We start from the raw sequence: 14,326 nt of genomic DNA on the forward strand, positions 1-14,326 counted from the left end.
TCAGAAGCCAATATTTAACCCAAATAGAATTGTTTTAGCTGCAGGATATCCACCATAATCGAATCCCTGACTACGGCTATCCTGTCCAAAACGATTTACCTCCGGATCAAATCCAGAATAGTTAGTCCAAGTCATCAGGTTCTGGGCTGTTGCATAGATCCTAACCGATTGTAGCCGAATTGCCTTTAATAAGCTATTTGAGAAAGTATAGGCAATTTGAACATTGCGTAATCTGAGATAGGACCCATCTTCAATCTGCCGGGAAGATATTCTGTTGGCAGGGCGGGTTGTAGATGCTCTTGGGATATCTGTATCGGTATTCGTTGGAGTCCAGCGATTAAGCATATCCCGATCCTGATTGGTTGTTCCATTCAGATACTCCAGTTCAAACCGATTGGCATTCAGGATATGGTTTCCATATACACCCTGAAGAAAAACAGTCAGTTCTATTCCTTTATAAGAAAATGTATTAGTCATACCAGCAATAAACTTAGGCTGTGCTCTGCCGATAATAGTACGATCCTGATCATTGATCTTTTTATCGTTATTCAGGTCAAGATACTTCCGGTCTCCAGGTTTCTTAGCACTGGCATCTACGAGTTGTGTCAGTTCATCTGCTGTCTGATACACTCCATTCGTCACATAGCCATAAAAAGATCCTAACGGCTCCCCTACCCGAATAATACCAGAATTCGTATTTTGTGCGATATTGGCTACATTACCAGCAAAAATCTGAGGTGCTCCCCCAATATCCAACACCGTATTCCGATTGGAGGCAAAGTTAATGTCAGTAGTCCATTTAAAATCACCAACCAGATTGCGAGATGAGACACTAAGCTCAATACCTTTGTTTTCTACTTTCCCCAGATTCTTAATAGCACTGGAATATCCGGAAGTACTTGGTATGGTTACACTTAATAATAGATCTCGTGTGCGTTTGAGATATACATCAGCAGTAAGTGTGATCCGATCCTGTAGAAATCCAATGTCTATACCTGCATCAGCCTGAGCTGTCGTTTCCCAGGATAAATCCGGATTGGCAGCCTGATTGGGGCCAATACCAGTAGAAACAACATTACCAATGATATAATTTTGTGTACTCAACAACGAATAGGCAGGGTAGTTTCCAATCCCATCCTGGTTACCTGTTAGTCCATAGGAAGTACGTAGTTTTAGATCACTTAGGATTCTATTATTTTTTAGAAAAGATTCTTCAGAAACTCGCCATGCAAAGGCAGCAGAGGGGAAATAACCAAATCTATTATTTTCTCCAAACCGCGAAGAGCCGTCGGCGCGAAAGGAGGTAGTAAACAAGTATTTATCTTTCAGGCCATAGTTGACACGAGCCAGATAAGAAACCAGCCCCCATGTTCCGATTCCGGAAGAAGGTGTCAAAGCGACAGAACCAGTTCCCAGATCTCCGGTTCCCAGAATGTCGTTGACAAAGTTACGAGAAGCAGCCCGACTGCTCTCTGTACGGTTTGCCTGTTGTGTATATCCAAGTAGGACATTCAGATTATGGACAGAATTAAATGTTTTGGTATAGGTAAGCAGGTTTTCATTGAGCCAGGTAATGGATTGAGCATTAAAGATAGCCGCTGATCCACCCTGAGCCAGCCCGCTCTGTACTGTTCTGGGATCATAACGGTCCTGCTTTTGCAGAATGCCATCCAATCCAAATGAAATTTTCAGATTTAATCCTTCCAGAATCTGATATTCGCCAAAGATGTTTCCAAAAATACGATAGGCTGTATTACGATTCTTCCCATCTCTGGCTAGGGCAACTGGATTATCTGCAGTAAAATTCAAGGCAGGATTTGTAATTACATACGAACCATCTTCATTACGTACCGGTAAAATGGGTGGATATTGCAAAGCCGCTATTGTCACTAATCCGGCACTGCCTAAATCACCATCTGTACGTGATTGATTGGTTAGCGTCCGGTTTATCGTTAAGCTGTTTCCAATTTTAATTTTGTTATTCAGTTTTCGATCCAGATTGGTCCGAAAGGAATATCGGTCAAAGTTGGAGTTAATTACAATTCCATGCTGATTAAAATATCCGGCAGTAACTGCATACTGGGTCTTCTCATCTCCTCCTGACATGGAGAACTGGTAGTTACTGATTGGGGCGGTACGAAATATCTCGTCCTGCCAGTCAGTTCCTTTACCAAACGCATTAATTTGTTCCTGTGTATAGATAGGAGAACGCCCTTCATTTGTATTTGCTTCATTGACCATCTCTGCATATTCACTGGCATTAAGAACAGGATACTTACGTCGTACCTGCTGAATGCCGTAATACGCCTCAAATGAAACATTCGCTTTTCCAGCTTTACCACGTTTTGTAGTAATAATCACCACTCCATTGGCACCCCGCGAACCATAGATAGCTGTTGAAGAAGCATCTTTTAAAACAGTGAGGGATTCAATATCTGAAGGATTAAGAGTACTCAATACATTAAAACTTGAACCACTGCTGGCACCATCATTTTTGAATGGAATGCCATCAATTACATACAGCGGTTCGTTATCTCCCTGAATAGAGTTACCACCCCGTATACGAATAGTAGTACTTCCTCCAGGAGCTGCTGAATTTTGAGTAATCTGTACACCTGCTGCTCGACCCTGCAGGGATTGATCCAGAGAGGTTACCGCCACTTTCTTGATTTCATCGACAGATACAGTTGAAACAGAACCTGTCAGATCTGTTTTGCGTACCTGTCCATAGGCAATGACTACTACCTCTCCCAATGCTTTAATGTCTGGCACCAACTTTATATCAATCTGTGACTGGGTACCAACAGGTAACTCTTCTAAGGTATACCCGATGAAACTAAATACCAGTACAGCCTTTTCATCAGCAACAGTTAACTTATACTGCCCCTGTGCATTGGTTGTTGTACCATTGGTAGTTCCTTTTTCAGAAACACTCACACCTACCATAGGACTTCCATTTTCATCCCTCACAACTCCGCTTATAGAAATGCTACGATTCTCTACCTTTCGAACTTCCAGGGAAGCCGATGAAAGTGAATCATAGGAATCATTTCGACCCTCTTTAAGAAAGTTTTGCTCAGCTTTCTGATGATCTTTACGACGATTACGACCCTGCTTTGCACTAAAAATAGCGTAATATCTCTCCCCAATCTTTTCATATTTAAGTTGAAGAGGACCCAAGATCTGATCCAGAGACTCTTCCAGATTATTTGTTATCGTAATATCTGGTGCTACAAACTTTTCCTGAATAGCAGCATTGTCAAAATTAAAGTAAACCTTAAATTTTTTCTCCATGTCTGACAATACCACTCTTAGTGCACGTGATTTCTGGTTGCTATTCCGGTCTTGCCTTACACGTATACCTGACGCAAGCTCTTGAGCAAATGCATTTTTTTGACTAAAAAATACTATTTGAAATAAGATACACAAAAGACAGATGTAACGAATTCGTTTCATACCTAATTAGGAGGATAAAGTGGGGCTATTGCAAAATGATTTGATTTTCGGTACGAGTCACATGTAATCCATAGATACTGGAAAGCGAGTTTAGAATTACTTCCAGATCATTATTGGGAAGCGTACCTGTATAGTATTGCTGGTTGAAAGAAGTGTCCTGAAGTATAATTTTGATACCATAATAGTCCTCTACAGTCTGAAGCACTTCAGATAGTGGTATAGAATCAAAAACAAGTTTATTTTCCTGCCAGGCTGTATACAATTCCGGCTTTACATTCATTCGTTTTAACACAGTATCTTTTGGCGAAAATGCCACCAGATCGCCTGGCTTCATGTATACAGACGATACCTGCTTACTAGTACTAGCAGAAGCACTTACCTTTACCTTTCCTTCTTTCAGCACTACTCGTGTACTTCCACGTCGATCTGACACATTGAATTTGGTCCCCAGTACTTCTACATTCAGGTTACCAGTGTGTACGATAAACTTTTTGGATTTAGAATTTTTTCGAATGCTAAAAAAAGCTTCTCCTTCTAACCAGGCTTCCCGTTGTGTATTGTTCAAAAAATCTCTTGGTATTCGTAAAGTTGAATGCGCATTGAGCACAATCTGACTATGATCAGGCAGGATCAGGGTTCGGGTTTCTCCATAAGCAGTCTGGTATGTCTGGTAAAAAAAGACATCTTTCATTGTCCAGAACATTACACTTACTATCAGTAGTATAGATGCAGCAACACTGATCCATCCCCAAAAGAAGTTCTTTGTTTTAGTAGTATCCTGACCAGAAACAGATTTCGATAATGAATGAGTAGCCTGGTTCTCCAACACAAAACTTCTATACTTAGTGTGAGCTTGCTCCAGATCCGGTACATATTGAGGATAAGTCATCTCCCATTTATCCAGACATTCATAAAATGCTTCTTCATTCTCCGGGTCCTGTAACCATTTTTCTATCATATTCTTTTGCAGAAGAGTAGCACGACCAGCAAAGTATTCAAACAGGATTTCTTGTGTAACAGGCTTTTTCATATTTCTACAAAGAGAATAGTACAATGTTAGTACGATACTACAATTTTTCCTTCAGACACATTTACAGACACAGACACGTAGTATATACTAAAAATTATAAGATAGAAGACAGAAGAAACAAGCAAAGTACTCCTCCTTCCTTCAGAACTTTCCGTAACAAGGCTAAGGCATTACTAATATGAACTTCTACCGTACGCTGTGAAATCTGCATCTCTTCTGCGATCTCATGGTTTTTCTTGCCATCAAAACGGCTCATCAGAAATACCTTTTGACACTTGGGCGACATTTCATCTACGGTTCTTTGGATCATTTGATAGAGCTCATCATAGAACATTTGCTGATCAGAAGACTGAACCTCACATATAACAGGGAAATCCTCCACAGAAATTGAGGATGTTAATTTTTGTCGCAAATAATTAAAGGATCGGTTCCGAACTGTTTTAAACAAGTAAGATCGGTACGAACTATGCACCTGTTCAAAAATTCGGTTTTTCCAGAAGTCATGAAAAATCTCTGCAACCAGATCTTCTGCGATTTCCCGCGAATACACATAGCGAATAGCATGACTACAAAGTACAGGATAGTATCTTCGAAATAGCAAGGAACAGCCTTCCCAGGCATCTGTATCAAATGCTTTCCGAATAAAGAGCTCTGTATCTACCTGATTCTCTGCAGAGGAAACCTGCTCAGATAAATCTGTCATGTTAGTTCCTTGCTGGAACGACTCATCTGGGGTAGAAGATAGTTGCATTTGCCAGTGGTTAAATTTGCATAGATCAACTTTTTCTCAGCATTATACCATATAGACACAAAATCATAGTATTACACGTAGTTAAATTTGAACTTTTTTATAAAAAAGAGAAAGAAAGAATCGCTTTTCCTAAAAAGCGGGCAGGAAGGATCACTGTACAGAGTAAAATTCTTCCAGAAGCAGAAGGCTGTACGAAAATCCAGTCGATTAAGGATAAAAAAATACCCAGGCTTGATTGCCTGGGTATCAAATTTCAACTAATTATTTTCTATTGCGCTAAAAAGGAGAATCCTCTTCCCGATGTGTACCTAGAATCGCACTTAATATATAGCCTATTCCACCAATAATTCCACCTATAGCACAGCCAATCACTACCAAAGATAACTTACCTCCATATCTCATCACATAGAAAATATAGAAGGATGCACCGAATCCTATTAACAGAAGGAAGATTCCATACAGATATCCTGCGCGACTTTCTTGTTTAAATTCCCCACCAGCCTTAGCATATAAATCTTCAAGTAATTCTGTTGCCTGTTGTGAAGTCATTCCTCGATAATCAGCAGTTAATGTTTCCAATATATATTCTCTCCTCACTCCATCTTTTATAGCGCTAATTGCATATTCTATATTATTGGCATGTACACCCAGATTAGTATGCTTCTCTATAACAGTATCAAATTTCCCCATTGGTATTTCTGCTTATTTTGTAATTACCAGTTTTTGTACAAATTTTTGTTCTCCCACCATTACTTCCACGATATATATTCCATCCGACAAGGAAGAAGTATTAAGAACTAGTTCATTGCTGTTTAGTTTTACAGTTTGTTCCTGTATCACTTGTCCCATTATTGTAGATACAGTTACATGTGCTGACTGAGCTTTCGTTACATCCTCTACAAAAACAACCTTTACACTTTCATTTGCCGGGTTTGGCACCAATTGTATCTGACGGGAACTGGTTGCCTGATCATAAGTAACAGAAACTACTTTGGAGTATGAATACTGACCATCCTGATCTACTTGCTTTAGACGATAATAGTTGCGTCCATTTGCAGGTGCTGAATCATAACAATAATAACTCTCCAGTTGATTGCTGTTTCCTTTGGCACTTACCTGACATAGTTGAGTGAAAGTACTTCCATCTAAAGAACGTTCTACTATAAAATAATCTGTCTCAGACTCATAGGTAGTCTGCCAGTTTATCTGCACACCTGTACTGATCTTTTGTGCATTAAAAGAAAGCAATGTAGCAGGAAGAGGTACCAGACAAACCACATTTAGACTGGAAGAAACGATGTAACAGTTAGCGGAGCTCAGGTTAGGTACACTGCTGGCAATACGCAACCGCACCAGATCATTTTGATTAACTGTTGGGAAAGTAGGTATATATACACTATCAGTAGCCCCTACAATATCTGTCCAGGAAGTACCGTTATTTGAACTAACTTCCCACTGGTATTTAGGACTGGAATATTCATCTGTAATAGAATCAACCCAAACCAATGGAGTAGGTGTACAACCCGGAAAATTATTTCCCAATAAAACAGAAGGCCCACAGGCACGAAACGAGAAATCATCTAACGCAATATCGTTACCTCCACCACCAGGAGCCTTATTCCGTACTTTTAGTTCCAGTGATGTCACCCCTGCTTTGGTGGTAAAGGTAAAACCTACTTTGTGCCATTGTTCATCATTAGGTATCGGTGCGGGAGGACTATAGGCAACCACCTCATTTCCACTACCATCACCAATGATAAATTCAATATCAGGAAGTACCCGGTAGCTTCTTGAATCAGATGTAGTTGCATTAACAGTACCCGAAGTGTACCAGTCATACAAGTTACATCCACTACCACCTGAATTACTATGCGTAGTCAGATTTCGATTACCTGTTGCACTCACCCCACCGTCAAGCTGCGATAACTGCTGACATCCAGGCTCTCGGGTAGGATCACAATTTTTAAATCCGCCATCTGCAGTTCCTGAACTTCCATAGGCAGTCCGATAAGTTTGTTTATCGACGTTCATTACCTGCACACTGAACTCATATCTGGTCAACTCACAAAAATTATTGCTTGGCACCTGCTTAAAGAAAATATTGGGTTGATAAGCAGCGTTGGCTAACATCAGGTACCCAGTACCACTATAATCTGTATTAGTAGTCCATACATCCCAGGCACTTCTTATACCATTTACAAGAGTATAATATCCATCATTAGGCCCTCCGTTACCACCAAAGTTCAATACATCTACATAACAATAAGAACCACCACCTGTCACATCGACCCAAGGCCCGGAATCATCTATGGAACTTCTGGATGGAGGATCTGTCCATGGTGATGTCTGAGCTATATTATAGGTAGGCGTAGAAGCATAGCTATCAAAGTCACCATTGGTAAAGATATTATTTCCCAATGTACCTGTACAGAGAGAGCCTTCAATGCGAATCAGATTAGATGCTGTTGTGGCAAAACTATAATCAGATGCAATTCTTAGTTCGTCTATATAACTTTGAGGTATAGTTGATGCCACTCCCCCACCATAATAAGCAAGACTTGTAAATGTATTAACAACTCCAGCTGCCGATGAAGCAGAAACAGGAGCATTGCTAGTGGCAGGAGCACCAGACTGCCCAATATTGGTAGGATTCACATATAATGTTACCTGATTACCTGTAGCTGAATTAAAATTAATTCTGGCAACCAGTAATGTCCATTGATTGGGTGTAATGATATCATTGCTGACAGTCACAACATTATTAATCCGGATAGACCAATAGCGACTACCTCCGGAATTAGATGAAGCACCAAAATAACCAACAGCCAGATGATTTCCACTATCACCATCCCAATCATCTGAGTTTCTATGTAAAGAAATATAGGTTGGATTATCGTTATTCTCAGTTTTATTCACTAAAAAGCTAAGCCATAATGTAGTTCCATCTGCCCCAACAGAAGTAGTGGTAGAGGAATAAGTGTTAGAAGTAAAGTTGCCAGGTATCACCAGATAATTAGTACCATTACTCGTATTTCCCGTATTGGAGTTAGTACCATTTCTCCCAAATGGCCCGGCAGGACTATTTTGAAGTTTTCGCCCTATGGAAGAAGCAGTCCCTGTTTGTCCAAAATGTCCCGCAGTAATCAGATCATATCCACCTGCCGTGTAATCAACAGAAGATGAAGGATTTACCAAATAAGTTCCTGTTCCTCCAGACTCTTGCCAGTCACCTCCCCATCCCAAACTGGTAGCAAGATTAGTGGTAGTACCACCTGTGAATTTACCATTATGGATCTGATGAAGACTTTCGTTAGTCGTATTAAAATAATCAAAGCCTTCATAAACAAGCACTTGAGCGCATAGTCGCCCTGATAGTATACTGTGTATGACAAACAGTATTAAAAGTTTGAGTAAAGATTTGTATTTCATTTTTCATAGCAGGTTAATTAGTGCACTTTAATACCCAGGTATAAACATGTTACTTGTAGTAGCATGAAAAAAAATGTATAAGATTACGGTTGAGGTATGCTTATAGTCAAAAATCTTACGTATTCACTTGTATAACTAGTCTGAAAAAGGCATTATCTCAGTAAAAAAATAAAATCCTGAACCACAACAATTTGTACAAACCCAGGACTTAATCAGTAGGATTTCAGACTATTAAGATTATCTCAAACCCCTCTTATCCAGTTAGTCTATGTTTTTCTACCCTAATTAAAGCTACAACCCACTATCTATTAAACCCCTACATATTTTAGAGAAAAGTTACAGACACATGATATAACAGAAAACAAAATACCTACATAAGGCGACATTGTACCATCTTGAAAACTTCATTACCTATATTCATATAGATGAATTATGGAATATGTACAATGAATTTAGGAAATACGGTTTATTGTAGATTTAGTTCAACCTATATCAGAAAACACAGAACCCTATCCATAGCGATGAATAGGGTTCTGTGTTTAACTTCAGATCGATTATAATATCAACCTTATTATTTGGTCACTGTCTTAGTATACTCATAGATATAGAGATTCAACTTTCTCCATACAACGTCCTTTTTAGGGAATTTAGCCACAAACTCAGGACTATCACCAAAGAGTCTATCGTAGTTATCTTCAAATTCAGCTTTTTTCAGCCAAAAGACTTCATCTCCTTTTCTAACATAGAAAGATTTGTCAATACCACCAGCTACTTTCATAGGACCTACACCGATAGATGCAGATTCTTTAGCCATATTATCACCAAATACCATGATTGCAGAACAAAAATCAGGATTTACCAACTGCATCAGGAATTCCTTCTCTTTCTTTTTATTTTTTAATGAAACTGATTGGTTCTTAAAATAGCAATATCCCTGACTCATGATTTTGTCAAGGCTGTTATTTGTATATGCTTTCAGATCAGTTACTGCAGCCGATCTCTTTGACAGTTTGTCAAATCCTGAAGGATACAAATACATCTCATCAATCTGTTCAGCTTTGTATTCTGTTGTTTTCTTTGTAGCAGGATCTTTAATTTCTATAGCTGTGATCTGTCCTTTTTTTCTATCCAGATCATCGTTAATTCCTTTAACTGTAGTACCATCTTTCAATTTAACGATACATTCCTTAGAAGCATAACGGTCATAAACCGGAAGGAACTGAAATACTGAGTTATCTGGCTCATCCCCTTTATCTTGAGCAAATACGCTAATGCTGCCAACAAACAACATAGCAAAAAACATAACTGTTTTTTTCATAGTAAACATCTACAAAATGAGTTAATTAGTTAAAAATTTTCTATAACAAACACTTTGTAAACATATATACAAAAAACACTTGTATCAATACTAAAAATATAACATGTAATTTTAGCTATCAAATACCCAATTCGCCTATATACAGTTACCACCTTAATATGAAGCCATAAAGTATCATAAATAAAAATAGTAACAGGTCTATAACAGCTCATAAAACAAATAATATACTATCAATCAAGTCGTTAATATCTTCCCAGGAGTATTATTACCTATTACACTCATTAGCAACTGTTAGTATATTGTCAGAAGTAACAAATCGTGTTTCTTCACATCAATAATAATAGCTCAATAATGTAATAAATTGTATAATAACTACTTCTCGTTTATAAATGAAAATCAAAAAACTAAATCACTCAATGTAAAGCACGACAAATAGCAATGAATTTTGGCTTAGAATTAATCACTAAAGGAAAAAGTATTACACAAACAGACCTACAACGTTTAGCAGTTGTTATTAGGTCAGAAATACCTATTGAATTACAGAATCTTCTACTTTTCCATAATGGAGGAGACCTGGAAGTTAACTCCTTTTACAGACTTATAGGAAATACCACTTTTCAAACCAGTAGTATTAAGTCAATCATGAGTGTGGAAGAAATCGAAACAACCTTCAACAATTTAAGTGATGATTCAACTTTTTGCGAAAGCAAAATTATCCCATTTGCTAGTCTTTTAGGACCTGGTATAATAGGAATTGGTTGGAATGTTTATAATAGAGGAAAAATCTATATTTATGATTGGGATTACGGACTAACCTATCAGGCAGCTTCATTAAACGAATTCTGTAAGCAACTAGTATTTACAGATTCCTCTGAACTTCGAAAACAGCTACTTACTCTGCAAGAAGAAACAAAATGGATTATATGAAACTCAATCATTCCATAACAACTACAAGTCATTATCAAGTAACATGTAGTCGTTATGGAATAGTTAATCAAGCCGTTACAATCTCCTTCTCATCTGTATCTTTCTCCTGCGGAGGCCTTCTATGCCAATAAGATGCCAGAATTGAACCTGTAATATTCATAACCGGACCAAAAACAGCTGGTGCTAAGCCCAAGGTTGCAGTCTTTCCCATTTCTTTCGCCAACCCAGAAGCCAGCCCTCCATTTTGCATACCTACTTCAATGGCAATTGTACGGCAATCACGTTCACTCAATTTGAAGGCGCGTCCCAGCCAGTATCCCAGAAAATATCCGCTCGTATTGTGAATCAATGTACAGGCGATCAGTGCAGGTCCAATCTGCAATAAGTTGTTTCTACCAGAAGCGGTGATGATCACAATGATAAAGGCAATACCCAGCATAGATACCAGTGGCATTAGTTTATCCAGCCACTCCAGCTTTCCTTTGAGCAGTTTATTAAATAACAATCCGGCACCAATAGGTAGTATTACCATCTTGATGATATCCCACATCATAGCCAGTGCATCAACCTCAATGAATTCACCACCCAGTATTTTCATCCACATAGGTGTCAGAAAGGGAGCCAATAACGTTGCAATAGCTGTTAATGTAATGGACAAGGCTAAGTTTGCTTTTGCCAGATACGACATCACATTGGAAGCCATACCGCAAGGCATACTTCCAATCAATACCACACCCGCGGCAATTTCAGGCGGAAAGCCAAAAACCTTTGCTAATGTAAATCCCAGCAGAGGCATTAATGTAAAGTGTCCCAACAAACCACTGATTACAGCTTTGGGCATCTTAGCAACACTGGCAAAATCCTTTACTCCCATCTCCGTTCCCATTCCAAACATGATAATCTGAATCAATGGAGTGATTAAAGCTGTAAGCGTAAAATTATTTACTTTAATAAAGTATTGCGGATAATACAAAGCTGTTGTAACAGCAGCAAAAATCATCAGGGTATAGGCAAACCCTTTCAACACATCATATCCCCGAAAGGCAATACCCAAGGCAGCAAAGAGTATAATAACAACAGGACCAGCCTCTGCTAACCTCCCCATTACTATCATAACCAAGGTGGTCAGAAAGCTGATTCCAGCTATACTCCAAGCAATTATATTCCGATACTTTTGTCCAGCAGTAGAAACCATAGATTAAAAATTCTTAAATAAACAGGTGTGTGTTTTTCTCAGGTGAAGTTACCAAGTACGTTTTTTCATAAACTCATCGAGTTGAGCTCGAGTCATTTTCAGTTCTCCAGGATGTTGGTCCAGCCACTTTAGGAAATCCTCTTTAATTTTATCAGTCCATTCATTATCAATCTGACCTGTACTGTATTTTCCTGTCTTCAACATCTCATGACCAAATTTATCCCGCAGACCAATGAACTCAGCAGTAGAGATTACTTTCTCAGCCATATGTGCAGGAATAAATAATACCCCTTCCCGCTCTGAAATAACCAGATCGCCAGGTAGTACAATGGCGCCTCCAATTCGGATAGGAGTATTAAGCCCCATCAATACTACATCTTTTAAATAGGAAGGATCAAAGTCCCGTACAAAGGCATTGAATCCTTTAATCTGAGCTAACCCTTGTAAATCCCGTGCAGCCCCATCAAAGATGACACCATTGTGAGATTTGGCATAAATTGAGTTTCCCAGGTTGTCTCCGATCAATGTTCCTTCAGCGATTTTCCCAAAACAATCTGCTACATACACATCACCTGGAGTCAGCATGTCAATAGGCCAGGCATTGGTATTGCCAACACGTCCCTGCTTCTGTCCTCTCTCCTTGATTTTTTTCTCCACATCTGGGCGACTAGGCATAAACATAGCTGTTAATGCACGCCCAACTACAGGGACATCATCATGCACCATCTTCCAGTTTCTTTCAAACTGACATGTGTATCCTTCATTATTCAATACCTGCCAGGCTTCTTCAATTCCAACCTTTTTGGCCCTTTCTATCAGATCATCGGGTATTTTGGGGCGACCATCCGAAAAGCGTTCACCCTTCCATTCGGAAGTCAGATAGATTAATTCATCACGTGTGATTGTCTGAGCAGAAGCGCCATATACACAGTATAATAAAAGTATTGTGGCGAGGACTTTTTGTAACATGTGTTCTGATTAATTGGTAGAGTCAGGTAAGTATAGATATTGAGAAGCAGAATGATATTTTTATAGATCACTCTGAAAATGTTTTTTTATTTCAAAAACAGTTGTTGTACACATACAGCCATAGGAACCTTGGTTTCCCATCCTGTATAGGTAAGCTTGCCAGTAGCTTTATCTCGTTTGAAAACAACTACATTATCATTATCACGATTGGTAACAAATACCAATTCGCCTTTTGCATCTACACAGAAATTTCTTGGATGTCCTCCATGTGTAGCCTCATGACCTACTACAGTCAGCTTTCCGGTTTGAGGATCTACTTTGTAAATTGCCAGACTATTATGACCACGATTGGAAGCATATAAAAATTTGCCATCAGGTGAGAAATGGATATCCGCTGCATAACTTTTCTCTGTAAAGTTTTCAGGTAACATGGTTACCTGCTCTACAGGAGTAAGGCCACCTGTTGCTTTATCCACCTTATATACAGCGACTTTTGAAGACAATTCTTCAGCGGAATAGGCAAAATTACCATTGGGATGAATAGCCAGGTGACGAGGTCCTGCACCAGGTACACTTGCAGCAAAAGGTTTTGATGCTGGGGATAACTTACCTGTGGTAGGATTCACTGCATAAATCATAATCTTATCTAATCCCAGATCAGTAGCATAAATCCATTTGCCATCGGGAGATGGTATAATAGAATGCATATGTGGCCCTTGTTGTCTGGCAGGATTCACACTTTTTCCCTGATGTTGTATAACATCTGCAACTTTACCAACACTTCCATCTTTCTGGATAGGATAAACAGACAAGCTCCCTGTGCCATAATTGGAAACATAAATAAATCGACCTTTAGGATCTATACTAACATGACAGGGATCGCTGCCTTCTGATGGTTGTTCATTACCTAACTTTGTCAGTTTCCCAGTAGCAGAATTGATCTGATAGGCAATTACACTTCCATTCTTGCTTTTAGTCTCTACACCTTTCCCATAAATAGCATACAAGAACTTTTTGTTAGGATGAATAGCCAGAAAAGACGGACCTGCTCCATCACCCACTGTTTGTAGTTCGGATATTTTACCATTCGCCCGGTCAAAGTTTAAGACATAAATACCCTTACTCCCCCGATCGGCAAAAGTGCCTATATAGAGAATCTCCTTAGAAGATGCAGATTGAGCAATGCTACATAGGTTTGCCAGCAGGCAAAGAGTTACAAATACTATTCTTTTCATAAAAACTAGTAAAATT

The 14,326-nt window shown here is 39.0% G+C and carries 10 protein-coding genes; 1 reads left to right on the plus strand and 9 read right to left on the minus strand.

What is annotated here, in order from left to right:
- The 6 genes from QNI22_RS09180 to QNI22_RS09205 form a co-directional block, all read right to left on the minus strand.
- Positions 1-3,456, minus strand: a complete 3,456-nt coding sequence (locus tag QNI22_RS09180) for a SusC/RagA family TonB-linked outer membrane protein (protein WP_314510358.1) — start codon at positions 3,454-3,456, stop codon at positions 1-3.
- Between the two features lie 25 nt (positions 3,457-3,481).
- The gene (locus tag QNI22_RS09185) at positions 3,482-4,486 is read right to left on the minus strand and encodes a FecR family protein (RefSeq protein WP_314510359.1); all 1,005 of its coding nucleotides are present in this window, start codon (positions 4,484-4,486) and stop codon (positions 3,482-3,484) included.
- A gap of 94 nt (positions 4,487-4,580) precedes the next feature.
- Entirely contained in the window at positions 4,581-5,237 is a 657-nt protein-coding gene (locus QNI22_RS09190) for an RNA polymerase sigma-70 factor (protein WP_314510360.1), read from the minus strand.
- 276 nt (positions 5,238-5,513) lie between these two features.
- Positions 5,514-5,927, minus strand: coding sequence for a hypothetical protein (locus QNI22_RS09195; RefSeq protein WP_314510361.1), 414 nt, complete (start codon positions 5,925-5,927; stop codon positions 5,514-5,516).
- Between the two features lie 12 nt (positions 5,928-5,939).
- Positions 5,940-8,666, minus strand: a complete 2,727-nt coding sequence (locus QNI22_RS09200) for a T9SS type A sorting domain-containing protein (RefSeq protein WP_314510362.1) — start codon at positions 8,664-8,666, stop codon at positions 5,940-5,942.
- Between the two features lie 571 nt (positions 8,667-9,237).
- Positions 9,238-9,984 carry a hypothetical protein gene (locus QNI22_RS09205; protein ID WP_314510363.1) on the minus strand — a complete coding sequence of 249 codons (747 nt, stop codon included), beginning with the start codon at positions 9,982-9,984 and terminating at the stop codon, positions 9,238-9,240.
- Positions 9,985-10,422: 438 nt separating this feature from the next.
- Here QNI22_RS09205 and QNI22_RS09210 point away from each other — a divergent pair, with 438 nt between their 5' ends.
- Positions 10,423-10,911 (plus strand): SMI1/KNR4 family protein, encoded by a 489-nt coding sequence (locus QNI22_RS09210; protein ID WP_314510364.1) that lies wholly within the window; start codon positions 10,423-10,425, stop codon positions 10,909-10,911.
- A gap of 67 nt (positions 10,912-10,978) precedes the next feature.
- Here the strand turns inward: QNI22_RS09210 and QNI22_RS09215 are convergent, their stop codons facing one another.
- The 3 genes from QNI22_RS09215 to QNI22_RS09225 all read right to left on the minus strand — a co-directional run bounded on the left by QNI22_RS09215 (position 10,979) and on the right by QNI22_RS09225 (position 14,310).
- Positions 10,979-12,106, minus strand: a complete 1,128-nt coding sequence (locus tag QNI22_RS09215) for a bile acid:sodium symporter family protein (RefSeq protein ID WP_419836223.1) — start codon at positions 12,104-12,106, stop codon at positions 10,979-10,981.
- Between the two features lie 48 nt (positions 12,107-12,154).
- Complete coding sequence (locus tag QNI22_RS09220; RefSeq protein ID WP_314510365.1) at positions 12,155-13,075, minus strand: RraA family protein; 921 nt, start codon at positions 13,073-13,075, stop codon at positions 12,155-12,157.
- Positions 13,076-13,161: 86 nt separating this feature from the next.
- Entirely contained in the window at positions 13,162-14,310 is a 1,149-nt protein-coding gene (locus QNI22_RS09225) for a lactonase family protein (protein ID WP_314510366.1), read from the minus strand.
- Positions 14,311-14,326: the final 16 nt, after the last annotated feature.

This window comes from Xanthocytophaga agilis, from assembly GCF_030068605.1.
GTDB classification, from domain to species: Bacteria; Bacteroidota; Bacteroidia; order Cytophagales; family 172606-1; genus Xanthocytophaga; species Xanthocytophaga agilis.